The sequence below is a fragment of the Sinanaerobacter sp. ZZT-01 genome (genome assembly GCF_035621135.1).
Classification (GTDB): Bacteria; Bacillota; Clostridia; order Peptostreptococcales; family Anaerovoracaceae; genus IOR16.
The window spans coordinates 962,763-977,614 of sequence record NZ_CP141728.1 but is presented as its reverse complement, the minus strand read 5'-3'; the positions used below and the strand labels follow the sequence as shown (position 1 = coordinate 977,614).

Sequence of the window (14,852 nt, the reverse complement as noted above, 5' to 3'; positions counted from 1 at the left end):
AGCGACACCGTAAGGTGTCTTTTTTCTAGTAGGAAATGGAGTCAAAATCATTGCTGGCTTCACCTTCAATTGTCACCATTACGTGATTGGGAAGACATAGAATGCTTTGGTTTGTGCGTCCGATACGCCCTTGATTCACACATACCTGGTTTTTGCAGTCCGATTCGATCATTTGGACTTGCTCGTCTAATATACGAATCACATTGATATGCCCGTTTTTTTTAATCGTTATGTCTTGATTTTGTGACAGATCATAGGTACCATAGAGTTCGGAGCCTACCGTCACTTTGACATATTTTGGGGAAACATCACTTTGAGCAATGAAAAAGGATAAGCAAAGACATAGTAGCGTGAGTGCGATTCCCAATAAAATATCGGCTTTTTTTATCATGTTATACCACCTGGAGATTTATTAAAAGAATGCGAGGAACTTATGAAGAAATTGCAACGCAGGCTCTTAGGATGTATTTTTATCTTGATTTTTATTGTAACACAAACCTCCTGTGCAGGGAAAGTACCTCTTTCGCAGACTGATTTTTTACTGAACACGGTATGTAAAATTACATTATATGAAGGTGGGGATGAACAGCTTTTAAAAGATGCATTTGCACTTTGCAGAGAATACGAAAATCGCTTGAGCCGTACAATATCCCAAAGCGATATTGGAAAAATCAATGCAGCTGAAGGTGCTTCGGTCGCAGTGGATAAGACGACTGCGGAAGTGATACTAAAAGGAATGGAGTACGGTCAGATTTCAAGAGGATTATTTGATATTACAGTGGGTGAACTGGCAGAGCTTTGGAATTTCAGTGGAGACAATCCTTCGGTGCCCGATGAAAAGCAGATTGAAGCGGCACTTCCTCACATCGGATATGCACGCATTCATGTAACACAGAACGGAGAACAGAATGAAGTGGCTTTGGAAGATCCGCAGGCAAAATTAGATTTAGGAGGAATTGCAAAAGGATACATCGCAGATAAGGCTGCTGTATTTCTCAAAGAGAATGGTGTTTCAAAAGCGATTATTAATTTAGGCGGAAATGTTGTCTGCATCGGAGAAAAGAGCGAGGGAGTTCCCTTTCAAATAGGAATTGAAAAACCTTTTGGCGAGGAAAGCCAGGGAGAAAAAGAAATTCTGGGAACGGTTGGGATGAAAGATAAATCTATAGTAACGTCTGGAACGTATGAGCGTAATTTCATTGAAAAGGGTGTTTTGTATTATCATATTTTAGATCCGCAGACTGGGTATCCGATGAAAACGGATTTAGATGGGATCAGCATCATCGGTCCTCGATCCGTGGATTGTGACGGCCTCTCAACCACCTGCCTAATGCTTGGTTTTGAAGAAGCAAAGACACTGATAGATTCTATGCCCGAGTATGAAGCGATTTTTGTGAAAAAGGACGGAACGGTCGTCAGCACAGAAGGCGTCGCTCTAATGAAAGAATAGAACCCTTAGAAGCGAGTCTATTCGTGCACCCAGAGGCGATCTCACTGACGGGAGAAATTGACAAATGAGCGTATGTTCAATATAATAAAAACTATGATTCATACTGCTAAAGAAGGTATTTAAAGATATGGAGGATAAAAATGAGTCAAGTTAGCGAAAACTGTAGCCACGATTGCGGAAGCTGCGGTGAAAATTGTAGTGAAAGAGATCCTAAGAGCTTTCAGGAGAAGCCGCATGCAAAGAGCAGCATTAAAAAGGTAATTGGTGTAGTAAGCGGTAAAGGAGGAGTCGGAAAATCCTTAGTTACCGGAATGCTGGCGGTACTGATGAGCCGTGAAGGTTATCACACAGGCATATTGGATGCAGACATCACAGGTCCTTCTATTCCGAAGATGTTTGGGATTACAGAAAAAGCAACTGGAACGGAACATGGTATCTTTCCGGCATTGACAAAGACCGGCATTCAAATTATGTCTGCTAACCTACTGCTTGAAGATGACACTGACCCCGTGATTTGGAGAGGTCCTGTAATTGCGGGAACGGTAAAGCAATTTTGGACTGAAGTAATTTGGGAAAATGTGGATTATCTGTTTGTAGACATGCCGCCCGGAACAGGTGATGTGCCTCTCACAGTCTTTCAGTCGTTACCGGTAGACGGGATTGTAGTTGTGACATCTCCGCAGGATCTGGTTTCCATGATTGTTGCCAAAGCGGTTAATATGGCGAAGATGATGAACATTCCGATTGTTGGATTGGTGGAAAACATGAGCTATGTGAAATGTCCGCATTGCGATGAAAAAATCAACGTTTTCGGAGAAAGCCATATTGATGAAACCGCAGACAAGCATCAATTAAAAGTTTTGGCAAAGCTGGCGATGAATCCGGAAATTGCAAAAGCATGTGATAAGGGTGCCATTGAGTTTTTTAATACGATAGAGCTGGACAAAGCCGTGCAGGCATTACTGACTGTTTAAGACGAAAATGATAGAAAAAGAACTTTCTTGGATTCTCAGAAAGCTCTTTTTTATTTTGGAGAAAAAAGGAGAATATGTTTCACTTTAAGCAATTTTGCCAAAATTAAAATAAATACGATTAAGGATATTGAAAATATAAATGAAATATGATAATGTTTGTTTATAACTAAACGTTTTTCATTTATGTTTTAATTAGGAGAAGGCGATGAATACAAAAACAATGGAAAATGATATCTATAAAGACTTTAAAGATCTTTCAGTTGACGAATTAATAAATGGATATGTAAACAATCCAAAAACCGGAGAGTTTTCTTGTATCTTTTGCGGGGAAACCTTTGAGAATGGTATTATTTACCCTAATGCCGAAAAGCTGTTTACTGCTGAAAAAGCAGTATCGGAGCATGTGAAGGAGGAACACGGCGGATCCTTCAATGTATTGATTAACCTTGATAAACAGATTTGCGGACTTTCGGAAATACAAAAAAGCATATTAACCCATTTATATGAACGAGATGATAATAAAACCATTTGTGAAGCAATGAATATCAGCGCAGCGACTGTGAGAACGCACAAGTTTAATCTCCAAAAAGCAAAGAGAGAGGCGAAGATTTTACTGGCATTAATCCAAACTGCTGAAGAGGATCCTCTTCTGTCAAATACTAAGCCGAGAGAGAAGACGAGCAGCAACGAGGAAGAACAAAAATCAATGTTTGAAGTAAATTCACTGCATCCATTTTTTACCCAGTATCGATTTAAATAAAGATAGAAGGTGAAGCGCATGACTTTGACAACCACCAATCATCACCGATGGAGAAATCATTGGAATCTCGTTCTGTTTATTTTCAGCTTTGTGATAAGTAATTTAGTCAGTGGGATTATCTACGATACGTATGTAAATTACTTACAGGAAGTTGCTGTAAACATTGCGACATCATTTTGGGCTTTTTATGGATACGCAACCTTCATAAGTGCGTTTGCTCTATTTTCTGTGCCTAAAATCGGATATAAGAAGCTGTTGTTGTTTTGCTCTGGCACTTGCTGTATCTCTTTACTGGCGGTAATCTATCTAAACAGCTCGAAGATATTCTACGTTACAACATTATTAGCACTGGTTGGGCTTCAGTTGCATTATACGATGCTTTCCCCTTATATTGCTACTTATACAGAGGGAATGGGAGAGGCACGAATTAAATGGTATACAAGGACCTACTATATGGGTTATGTGGGATATTTTTTTGCAACGTACCTCGGCGGTGTATTTACTGTAAAAATGTTTTCTATGAGAGCTGATATTACATATTCAGCAGCAAAAAAAGCAACCGAATATATTGCCGCGTTTACTCCGGAATTGAAGTTGGCGTACTTGCAGGGAAATAAGGATATTTTGTTGATTACAGCCATCATTTCTGCAATCGCTTTTATTCCGATTTTGCTGATAAAAGAACAAGGAGAAGATTATAGAATTAATACTGATAAATCCAACCCCAAAAACTTATTACCCCGTATGCAGGAAATGGTTCAAATCATCCTAAAAAAAGAAGCGGTGATTTATTTGACTTATTTTGCAATGGTTTCCTTTGCGATGGGCTTGTTTTCATCCTATTTTACGGTCTATTTAAACCGTAATCTTCATATAGACAAAGCAACGTCATCCCTTTTGGTATCCATATCTTATTTGGCTATCGTATTATTCATGCTATTTACGCCTTTTCTTGTCCGTAAACTTGGACAAGTCAATACGATCAGCACGATGTTGATTGTTTCTATACCCTTTATGCTCATTATCGCAAATGGAGAAAAGTTTGGAAGTTATAAGATTGCATTCGTAGGAGTTGCGCTGTTTATGAGAGCCGGTATCGCAAATATCAGTTCTCCGGCGGATAATTCGCTTGCAATGAGTATTGCGGATAAAAATTTAAGACCGATTTTTGCATCCATGGTAAATGTCATTGCCGGTTTGGCAAGTATAGTAAGCGGTTTATTTACAGGGAATATTTTGTTTACTACCCAGATGGGATATAAAAATGCTTATTATCTAGCTGCAGGCTTGTATTTTATAGCAAGCATTATTGTAGCGGTGGGGTTGAAAAAATATAACAGGATTGAGAATTCCGCAGAATCGAAAGAGGAGATAAAAAATGGTGAATAAGCAAACTGAAAAGTATTCTAAGATGTTATCTGAGTTTAAAGAAACGGTAAGAAATATAGAGTATCTCAAATATACACTTAATTCATTAATTTATTGGGACAAGATTACGAATATGCCGATCAATGGGATTGAATACAGAAGCCAAGTGATGGGTTATTTGGGAGATGAACTATACCGCCTACTTTCGAGTAAACAATTGAAAAGATGTTTGAATTATTTTGATGGCAATAAGAAAAATGATGACATTGTGAATGGCATGGTGGCCAGAATCAAGAGGAACCATTATTATGTTGAAAAAATACCGAAAGATGAGTACAGAGAGTATATTTCCTTGATTGCAAATGCAGAGCAGGTTTGGGAAAAAGCGAAAGCAAAAAATGACTTCAAGCTGTTTCAACCTTATTTAGAGAAGATTGTTGAAAAATTTAAGTCCTTTGCGGAGTATTGGGGTTATGAGGAAAATGCTTATGATGCGCTGTTAGGTTACTATGAAGAAGGCGTGACCGTAAATGAAATTGACAAGATGTCAAGCGATCTTAGAGACTTTATTATTGAACTGTTAAATCAAATCAGGCAGAAAGAAGATTATTTAGAGCAAGATTCAGATTTTATAATTGGTTTAGAAACGGGAAAACAGAAAGAATTATCTGAGTGGGTGTTGACAGAGATTGGATTTAATTTCGATTCAGGGAGGCTGGACGAAGGGGCGCATCCAACGACACTTGCCTGTTCTCCGGATGATGTAAGAATTGTCACAGCCTATAATGAAACTGATATTCGGACAGGAATTTTTAATGCACTTCATGAGGGCGGCAAAGGATTATACGAGCAAGACATCGATAAAAAGCTCTTAGGGACACTTCTCGCGGAAGTCGCTTCCTTTGGTGTGGAAGAATCAATCGGCAGGTTCTATGAAAATGTTCTGGGAAGAAGCAAAGCGTTCAGCACCAAGCTTTATGACAAATTGAGAGAGCTTTCCGCAGAGGTGAATATATTTGACGCGGAATCCTTTTATAAATATCTCAATCATGTGAGACCTTCCCTTATCCGAATTGATGCAGATGAACTTACTTACATGCTCCACATTATCATACGTTACGAAATCGAAAAAGATTTAATCCATGAGAAAATCACAGTCGCAGAATTGCCAGAGGTGTGGAATCAAAAGTATAGAGAATATCTAGGGATTGAACCAGACAATGACAGAGAAGGCGTTCTTCAGGATATTCATTGGGCAGCGGGATATTTTGGCTTTTTCCCAAGCTACTTTTTAGCGAATCTGGTTGCAGCCCAGCTGGCGGCCATGATGGAAAAGGAGATAGGCTCTATAGAGGAACTAATTTCACAAGGCTGTTTGGAATGCATTCATGATTGGCTGGCTGAAAATGTTCATAAAAAAGGTGCGGTTTATAGTACATCTGAATTAATTAAAAAAATTACAGGAGGTGCAATGTCATCAGAGTACTATATGGAGTATCTTAAGAAAAAATATGATAAAGTATATCATTTATAAAGGAGAAGAAGAAAATGGGAAATATCTTTTCGAAGCTAAAATTAGGCGATAAAATGTCTAAAAATTTTTTGGCAATTTTACTGATTGCAGCGAGTGGTACCATTATTTATGGGTTGCCGTATTTTAGATATGACTATTACGATGCATATCTTCAAGTATATCATTTGACAAATACACAGATGGGCGTATTTGGAAGTATTCTTGGAATTTTCGGCATGATTTCTTATTTATTTGGAGGAGTTGTCGCAGATAAATTTTCAATCAGGAGCATACTGTCATTATCTCTTATAGGAACTGGGGTTGGAGGCTTTATTCATTTGCTTCCTCTTAATTTTACCGCTTTAGTGTGCCTTTATGCCTTTTGGGGGGTCAGCTCTTTATTTGCATTTTGGCCTGCTTGTATAAAAGCAGTCCGCGTACTATCTGACTCTGATGACCAAGGAAAAGCTTTCGGTTGGTTTGAAGGCGCTAGAGGTATTGCTGCTGCAATTATGGCGCCGCTTGCTGTCATTGTATTTCAAATTGGTGTGAAACAGATTGATGATGTGACTGGCATGAAATATGTAATTATTTTTTATTCTATTTTAACAATACTTTGCGGAATCTTAGTGTTTTTCAAGATGGGAAATGAAAAGATTGAAGATGGCGAAAGAATCTCTTTTAAGGACATCGGAAAAGTATTGCGTCTCCCGGCGGTGTGGATTATTGGAAGCGTAACGTTTTGCAACTATGTATTTACTTTGTCACTCTATTATTTTACACCATATGCGACAAGTATCTTGGGAGCAACCGTAACATTTGGCGCAACCTTAGCTGCCGCAAAAAGATGGATTAGTCCAATTTCTAATGTTGGCGGAGGTTACTTGACAGACAGAGTGGGAACCGGAAATCTGCTGTTGGTATCCTTTTTAGTAATGGCGGCAGGAACAGCAGGGATTTTACTTTTACCAACAAATGCCGGCATGATAGCAGCCTTTACGATTCTATTTTTAATCAGTTACTTTTTCTATAACGTAAACTATGCGATGACATGGGCGATGATGGATGAAGGTGGAATTCCTGAGCAGTATTCAGGCACAGCTGCCGGTATTATATCAACGGTCGGATATCTTCCTGAAATTTTCTGCTCATTACTAGCAGGAATTTTAATTGACGGATTCCCGGGAGTGACCGGTTATCGTTATTTCTTTGGATTCCTGATTGGAGTATTATTGCTGGGCGCAATTTGTGTACTAGCATGGAAAAAATATTTAGGGGGCCGTCATGACAGAGGTACAAAAAAAAGTGAAACAAATTCCTAACCTTATCGAAAACGGGAAAACGCAGCCTATTTTAGATTATAAAGAATGCTTATTTGAAAAGGTATATGTAGAAACGCCAGTAGACACAGATGGAGATGGGAAACTCGATTTAATTGCTGTATATATCCGAAGGCCCAAAGAAACGTTAAATGGGTACCAAGTACCGGCCATCTATGTGGCAGATCCTTATATCATGACCTGCAATGAAGATTGGTATGTGCCTTATGATGTCGATAAAAATATTGAAGTTTTTTCGGAGCAGCAGATAAAAAAGGCACAAATTGTTTACCATGAGGACGTGAAGAAAGTTACAAATCCGGAACAAAAAAGAGGAACAAAAGGATTTGCAAAAACCTCTTTCACAGAGGAAATTCCATTAGATTGCATCACCGATTGGTATAGCTATTTTAATTCCAGAGGGTATGCCTCTGTATTCTGCGGCGGATTAGGAACCAGAGGCTCCGAAGGCTTAACCATATCCGGCTCAAAGGAAGAGCTGTTGGCGTTTAAGGCCGTGATAGACTGGTTGAATGGAAGTTGCAGAGCGTTTACAAACAAAACCGATAACATCGAAATAAAAGCGGATTGGTGCACCGGAAATGTGGCGATGTCAGGCAAATCCTATTTAGGGACATTATGTATTGGTGTTGCAACAACCGGTGTAAAAGGATTAAAGACCATCATACCAGAAGCGGCAATATCCAATTGGTATGCCTATGATCGGTATTATGGACTCAATGTACCGCCGCTAGGCTGGCAAGGGGATGACATCACGTTGCTCTCCAAATATTGTTGCAGCAGAGCCTTGGATGAAGCGGACTATGCTACGGTCAAAGAGCGATATGAGAAAATCTTAGAATCGATGGAGAGCGGTCAGGATCGGGCAAGCGGAAATTATAACCGATTCTGGGACGAGAGAAACTATTTAAATAAGGTGAACCAAATAAAAGCATCAGTATTTATCGTTCACGGTTTAAATGATTGGAATGTTAAGATGAATCAGTGCATCCCTTTTTGGAATGCAATTACTGCGAAAAACATTCCGCGAAGGATGATGCTCCATCAAGGTGCGCACATTTATATCCATGATTTAGAAGGCGCAGGATTCAATGATTTACTGCATGAATGGATTGATTATTGGCTGTATGGAATTGAGAACGGAACTGAGGAAACAGAGTCACAGGTGTGGGTGCAGAGCAATCTGAATCAAGAAAAATGGCATCAATCTGTAGATTGGGGACAAAACGAGATACAAATCCTATCCTTTCCGATACAAGGAAACGATAAAAAGACATGGGTGGATGACTTATCACTCACTGCGTTTGATCGAACAGAGAATAATGAGAAAGCGTGGCGTGATGAGATTACTTTAGGAGAAGAGGCACAAAGGTATTCTTTGAAGTACCTTTGGGAACCCCATGACGAATTGCGTATCTGCGGAACGGTAAACGTTTCTTTTGAAGCGGCAATCGATAAGCCTACGGCTATTTTCAGCGTAATGCTAGTCGATTACGGCGAAGAAAAGCGACTACTGGAGACGCAAGAGGTGGCACATAAAGATGGAATTATATGGGGTAAAAATACACCTGTCGCAGATGAGTTAAGATTTACAGAAGAAAAAGAACCTTCTTTATATCGAATTATTACAAGAGGATGGATGAATGCCCAAAACAGAACTTGTATTTGGAAAAAGGAAACGATTGAAGAAGGGAAGTTCTATTCCTACAGCTTTGATACGGTTCCGATGGATTATACTGTAAAACAGGGCCATAAATTAGGATTGATATTATATGGAATTGATCCGGAAGCCACGGAAAGGCCGCTTCTTTCTACTACAATAACCGTTGACGAAAAGACGATTCAGGTTAAGATTCCCTGTACGAAAATAAAAATAGAGAAATGAAAGTACACTTGACAAGGCTGTGAAAAAAGCCTGTGAATAACAAAAATAAATAAGCCCCTTATGGTGGATCAAATGATCATAGGGGGTTTATTCTTTTGTTTTGGAATGATAAAAAGAACTGCCTTAGCTAAGGCAGTTCTTTTATTTGGATAAGCCCTTCTTGGAGAGAGCGCTTATTTTGTTTTTGTTTCTTCTTTTTTCTCAGGAGCAGGAGCTTCTTTAGGAGCAGCCTCTTTTGAAGGAACTTCTTTAGGAGCAGCTTCTTTTACAGGAACTTCCTTTTTTGGTTCTGCTGGTTTTACAACCGGCTTTGCACCTGGCTTTGGAATCATGTGGATAATATGGCGAGGGCAGGCCTTCACACACAGTCCGCAGTTTTTACACTTTTCAGGGTCAATCACTGCATGATTGTTTTCCACGTGTACGGCATCAAAGTTACAAGCTTTCTCGCAAAGCTTACATGCGATACATCCAACTTCACAGACATTACGTGTTTCTTTTCCGGTATCACAAGAGCTACATCCTACGAAAACTCTGCTTGTTTTCGGCGCAACTGTAATCAACTGGTTCGGGCAAGCTTTTACACAGGCACCGCAGCCCACACATAAGTCTCGATTTACGACAGCAACGCCGTTGCAGATTTCAATCGCATTGTAGTTACAAGCATCCTGACAATCACCGTAACCCATACAACCGTATTTACATGAACCATGACCTTTAAAGAATAATTTGCTTGCTGCACAGCTTTTGAAGCCTTGGTATTCCATATCAGACTTTGTCTTTTCTGAAATGCCGGAGCAGTGTACGGTTGCAACCTGCGCTACGGAAGAGCCGGCATCGACGCCAAGAATGGATGCGATCGAACTAGCTGTTCCTGCACCGCCGGGAATACATAGATTTGCAGCTACATTTTTAGGGTCTGCTGCAATCGCAGCTGCGTAATCATCACAGCCTGCATAGCCGCAAGCACCGCAGTTTGCACCGGGAAGCGCTTCTCTTACTTTTACAGCAGTTTCATCTACTGGGACTGCCATAAATTTGGCAGCTAGCGTCAAAATGACAGCGGCGACGAGGCCGATGGCACAGACTAATATTACAGGGGTTATAAATGCTGACATTGTGGCACCTCCTTACAGTCCGAAAATGCCATCTATCATACCCGAAAATCCCATAAAGGATAGGGAAAGGATAGAAGCAGCGATTAAAACGGATGGTACGCCTTTAAAGGATTCCGGATAGTCATTAAATTCAATTCTCTGACGAATGCCGGAGAAAAGAACCATAGCCAAGAGGAAGCCAAGACCAGCGCCGAAGGCATTTACTAAAGATTGTAAGAAAGTATATTCTTCATCAATATTTAATACGCAAACACCAAGTACAGCGCAGTTTGTAGTGATCAGTGGAAGGAATACTCCCAAAGATTTATGAAGAGCAGGTACGTATTTTTTCAAAATAATTTCAACCAGCTGTACAAGAGCTGCGATTACTAAGATGAATACGATTGTCTGCAAATAGCCGATACCCTTCGGGGCTAATAATAAAGTCTGAATCGGCCATGTAGCTGCGGTTGCAAGTACCATAACGAAGATTACGGCACAGCTCATACCGAAAGCAGAATCTAATTTCTTGGATACACCAAGAAATGGACAAATACCAAGGAACTTTACCAATACAAAGTTGTTTGCAAGGACGGCTCCTAAGATAATGATTAACATTTCTTTCATTAGTTACAACCTCCTTCGCTTGCCTGGCTGCATGCTGCTGCGGAAGGGCATCCTGCACAGCCGTTTGCCTTGTTCTTGCTAGGCTTTCCGTTGGTCAGCTTATTTACAAGTGCAATGAGACAGCCAAATACAAAGAATCCGCCTGGAGCCAATACAAAGATTGCCATCGGATCGATCAATCCGGCAGTGATGTCATGACCGAATAATTGTCCGGATCCTAAAAGCTCTCTTGTTGCACCCATCAAGAATAATGCAAAGGTGAAACCAAGTCCCATTCCGATACCGTCTAGAGCAGAATCTAAGATAGAGTTCTTATTTGCAAACATTTCAGCACGACCTAAGATGATACAGTTTACTACAATCAATGGGATAAACAAACCTAAAGCTTTGTCTAATGCCGGCATATATGCTTTTAATAAGAACTGAACAACCGTTACAAATGCTGCAATAACAACAATGTAGCAAGGGATTCTGACCTTATCCGGAATCACGTTTTTTAATGCGGAAATAAAAATGTTGGAGCAAATCAATACTACGGTTGCCGCAAGACCCATACCGAGACCGTTGACTGCTTGTGTGGTAACTGCCAACGTTGGACAGGTACCAAGTACCAATACTAATACGGGATTTTCTTTGATGATGCCTTTGGTTATGATACCCAATTTGCTTGGTTTATTTTCCATTATAAAGCACCTCCTAATTCTGCGTATTGCTCTAAAGCTGTGTGAACACCATTGAAGACTGCATTGGAAGTGAACGTAGCGCCGGTAATTCCGTCAACTTTTGTTCCTTCACCGCCTTCTACATTGGTAATTGCGGTTTGATCGACAAATTTTGCCAGGTGCTCAGGAGTAGTTGCTTTTGTACCTAAGCCCGGCGTTTCATTGGAAGCATCGGTTACTTTTACAGCGGTAATCGCACCGTTTGTATCAATACCTGTCATAACGGTTACAGCTCCACCAAAGCCTTTAAAGGCAGTTGTAATAACGACACCGGAGTCATTTGTCGCCTTATATACTTCAGTAACACCTTCAAGAAGCGTTACATCCATTTTTTCAAATCCGTCTGCTGCACTGAGCACATCTGCACGAGCAGCATCCGCATTCTCTTTTGTAATCTTTTCAATAATCGGAGTAGTTACCTGATACGTAGCTGCCAAAAGCAAGGTGGCAACAAGACAAATCACGACAAGCACAACGGTTGGTGCAAAATTTTCTTTAAAACGACTGTTTTGCATTATTTGTCACCTCCTGCAGGGACACCGTTTAACTTTAAACGAGTCAGATTATCAATATGCGGTGTCAGAATATTCATTAACAGGATTGCGAAAGAAACGCCTTCCGGATAAGAAGAATACAGACGAATGAGCATCGTCAGGAGACCGCAACCGATACCGAAAATAATTTTTCCTCTTGTAGTAATCGGAGAAGTAACGTAGTCTGTTGCCATAAAAATTGCACCGAGCATAACGCCGCCTGCAAAGATATGGAAGACTGGATCCAGACCGGTTACCAATGCGAATACAAATACTGTGGCAATGAAGCTTACCGGAATGGTAGGTTCAATGACCTTTTTGAAAACCAGATAAACGCCGCCGAGTAACAATGCAAGTGCACTGACTTCACCCGTACATCCGCCGATGAATCCTAAGAACATATCCATGTTGGAAGGAACATCCATACCTTTTGAAAATAAGCCCAAAGGGGTAGCTCCGGTAATCGCATCTACTGTCTGCTGTGATTTTGGAAGAACCCAAGTCGTCATTGGAGTTGCGAAGGAAATGAATAAAACAATACGTCCTACAATTGCAGGATTGGCAAAGTTTTGTCCAAGACCACCAAATACTTGTTTTACAATGACAATTGCTACAAAACATCCAATGATTGCCATCCAGAAAGGAAGGCCGGCAGGTAAATTATAAGATAGTAGTATACCGGTTACAACAGCGCTTAAGTCGGATATAGTATCCGGACGACCTAACAATCTTCTGGTGATCGATTCAAACAATATACATGCAGCGACACAAACGGCGGTCAGTGCAAGTGCACGTAAACCGAAAACGACAACCTCCATGATCATTGCAGGGATGAGTGCGATACAGACATCCCGCATAATGTTAGAGGTGTTCACAGGAGACACTACATGCGGTGCGGAAGAAACAATTAAGTTTCCGTTTTTCATCTTACTCATTATTTCTTTCCTCCTTCCGCTAATACTAGACTTTTTCCTAATTTATTGATAAAGCTTAACTGCTTTCTTGCAGGACAGACATACGTACAGCAGCCACAGTCCATACAAGACATAACATGATATTTTTTCAATGTATCGACATCTTTGCGCTCAAAAGCCTTGAAAAGAGCTGTCGGCATTAAATTCATCGGACAGGCTTTTACACAGCGTCCGCAGTTGATGCAAGCGGTTTCCGGATTCATGTTTGCAAAGGTTGCGTCGAAAGCGAGGATGGCATTATTTCCTTTGATGATACATTTACCGTCATCTGGAAGTGCACGGCCCATCATCGGTCCACCCATCAAGATTTTCTTTGGTTCTCCCGTATATCCGCCGCAGAATTCAATGATATCAATAATCGGCGTACCAATAGGAACTTCGACATTCTTCGGCTCTTTTACTACATTTCCGTCTACCGTCAGACTCTTAGATACAAGAGGCATACCGGAATCGAGAAATTGCTGGAGTTTTAAAACTGTTGTTACATTTGAAACGATGACACCGACGTCAGCTGGCAGCTTTCCGGCAATCAAGTGCTTTCCTGTGCACTCATAAATGAGGACACGCTCTGCTCCCTGCGGGTATTGTTGAAGCAATTCGCAAACACTGATGTTTGGCTCATTTTTTACCAACTCGTTAAACTTGGCAATGGCATCTGGCTTATTTCCCTCAATACCGATGATAGCTTGTTTCAAATTTAAATATTTTAGAATGTTTTTTGTTCCTTCTACGATTTCTTCCGCATGCTCAAGCATTGTCATGTGGTCAACCGTAATATAAGGCTCACATTCTGCACCATTTAAAATTAAAGTATCAACCTGTTCCGGATTTCTTGGGTTGTACTTGATGTGGGTAGGAAATGCAGCACCGCCCAATCCAACAAGACCACAGGAACGTACCGCTGCTAAGAATTCTTCTTTATTGCCTACGGTAGGAGGAACTACGGTCTCGGCAACTTCCTGTTTGCCGTCTGTTGTGATCTCGATACTGGTATCGACGATACCCTGTGCAGTCATGCCCTTAACAAGAGCAGTAACTTCTCCGGATACACTGGAGTGAATCGGAGCACACATTGGAGCAGTATTGTCTCCAATTAATTGGCCAACCTTAACATGATCGCCGACTGCGACCGTTGGCTGGCAAGGCGCACCAATGTGCTGAACCATTGGAATATACACTTTTTCCGGTACTGGCATCTGAACAATGGGTTGCCCGGCAGTGTTTTTACAATGGTCGACATGGATACCCTTTAGATGTTTTGAAACTGAACTCATAAACTCTCTCTCCTTATCTAGCCTTGTCAAAAATTGTAGAATTTTAACCGTTTCTTTCGTAGCTTTGTCTACACTTGAAAAGGTGGAAGACTCTTAGGTTTACAGAAATAATATTGGTAAAATCGCATAAAAGCCTACAATAATAAAGATACACCTATTTTACAATTATGTAAAGTCCTTTTGTCGAGATCGATTGGGGAAAAACAACGTAAATTGTGTTTTTCTATCAATAATTAAGGCATAAATTGCAACAAATGTTTTTATTACGGAAACAGTTGGCAAATTGGGGTAAATTATAGGGTATAATGACAAAAAAAGAATCGTAGATTTTTCTA

At 40.4% G+C, this 14,852-nt stretch carries 14 protein-coding genes; 7 read left to right on the top strand and 7 right to left on the bottom strand.

The window, feature by feature from the left end:
- Positions 1 to 25: 25 nt before the first annotated feature.
- Entirely contained in the window at positions 26 to 391 is a 366-nt protein-coding gene (locus tag U5921_RS04845) for a NusG domain II-containing protein (protein ID WP_324825340.1), read from the bottom strand.
- 42 nt (positions 392 to 433) lie between these two features.
- On the opposite strand from U5921_RS04845, the gene U5921_RS04840 reads away from it, so the two are divergent.
- The 7 genes from U5921_RS04840 (at position 434) to U5921_RS04810 (ending at position 9,290) form a co-directional block, all read left to right on the top strand.
- Positions 434 to 1,450: an FAD:protein FMN transferase gene (locus U5921_RS04840; protein WP_324825339.1), complete on the top strand. Its 1,017-nt coding sequence runs from the start codon at positions 434 to 436 to the stop codon at positions 1,448 to 1,450.
- A gap of 140 nt (positions 1,451 to 1,590) precedes the next feature.
- Positions 1,591 to 2,424, top strand: coding sequence for an Mrp/NBP35 family ATP-binding protein (locus U5921_RS04835; RefSeq protein WP_324825338.1), 834 nt, complete (start codon positions 1,591 to 1,593; stop codon positions 2,422 to 2,424).
- A 205-nt stretch (positions 2,425 to 2,629) separates the two neighbouring features.
- Positions 2,630 to 3,184 (top strand): LuxR C-terminal-related transcriptional regulator, encoded by a 555-nt coding sequence (locus tag U5921_RS04830; protein ID WP_324825337.1) that lies wholly within the window; start codon positions 2,630 to 2,632, stop codon positions 3,182 to 3,184.
- Positions 3,185 to 3,202: 18 nt separating this feature from the next.
- Positions 3,203 to 4,573 (top strand): MFS transporter, encoded by a 1,371-nt coding sequence (locus U5921_RS04825; protein ID WP_324825336.1) that lies wholly within the window; start codon positions 3,203 to 3,205, stop codon positions 4,571 to 4,573.
- Positions 4,563 to 6,086, top strand: a complete 1,524-nt coding sequence (locus tag U5921_RS04820) for a carboxypeptidase M32 (RefSeq protein ID WP_324825335.1) — start codon at positions 4,563 to 4,565, stop codon at positions 6,084 to 6,086. Before U5921_RS04825 ends, U5921_RS04820 begins: the two co-directional genes overlap by 11 nt.
- A gap of 14 nt (positions 6,087 to 6,100) precedes the next feature.
- Complete coding sequence (locus tag U5921_RS04815) at positions 6,101 to 7,387, top strand: MFS transporter (RefSeq protein WP_324825334.1); 1,287 nt, start codon at positions 6,101 to 6,103, stop codon at positions 7,385 to 7,387.
- A complete protein-coding gene (locus tag U5921_RS04810; RefSeq protein ID WP_324825333.1) occupies positions 7,350 to 9,290 on the top strand; it encodes a Xaa-Pro dipeptidyl-peptidase in 1,941 nt (646 codons plus the stop codon). Before U5921_RS04815 ends, U5921_RS04810 begins: the two co-directional genes overlap by 38 nt.
- 173 nt (positions 9,291 to 9,463) lie before the next feature.
- Here the strand turns inward: U5921_RS04810 and U5921_RS04805 are convergent, their stop codons facing one another.
- From U5921_RS04805 to rsxC, 6 genes are read right to left on the bottom strand one after another with little or no spacing between them, the layout of a single operon-like run.
- Entirely contained in the window at positions 9,464 to 10,408 is a 945-nt protein-coding gene (locus U5921_RS04805) for an RnfABCDGE type electron transport complex subunit B (protein WP_324825332.1), read from the bottom strand.
- A gap of 12 nt (positions 10,409 to 10,420) precedes the next feature.
- Complete coding sequence (gene rsxA / locus U5921_RS04800; protein ID WP_324825331.1) at positions 10,421 to 11,014, bottom strand: electron transport complex subunit RsxA; 594 nt, start codon at positions 11,012 to 11,014, stop codon at positions 10,421 to 10,423.
- The gene (locus U5921_RS04795; protein WP_324825330.1) at positions 11,014 to 11,697 is read right to left on the bottom strand and encodes an electron transport complex subunit E; all 684 of its coding nucleotides are present in this window, start codon (positions 11,695 to 11,697) and stop codon (positions 11,014 to 11,016) included. The genes rsxA and U5921_RS04795 overlap by 1 nt, the downstream gene beginning before the upstream one ends.
- Complete coding sequence (locus U5921_RS04790) at positions 11,697 to 12,251, bottom strand: FMN-binding protein (RefSeq protein ID WP_324825329.1); 555 nt, start codon at positions 12,249 to 12,251, stop codon at positions 11,697 to 11,699. Before U5921_RS04790 ends, U5921_RS04795 begins: the two co-directional genes overlap by 1 nt.
- Entirely contained in the window at positions 12,251 to 13,204 is a 954-nt protein-coding gene (locus tag U5921_RS04785) for an RnfABCDGE type electron transport complex subunit D (protein ID WP_324825328.1), read from the bottom strand. Before U5921_RS04785 ends, U5921_RS04790 begins: the two co-directional genes overlap by 1 nt.
- Positions 13,204 to 14,517 carry an electron transport complex subunit RsxC gene (rsxC, locus tag U5921_RS04780; protein ID WP_324825327.1) on the bottom strand — a complete coding sequence of 438 codons (1,314 nt, stop codon included), beginning with the start codon at positions 14,515 to 14,517 and terminating at the stop codon, positions 13,204 to 13,206. Before rsxC ends, U5921_RS04785 begins: the two co-directional genes overlap by 1 nt.
- Positions 14,518 to 14,852: the final 335 nt, after the last annotated feature.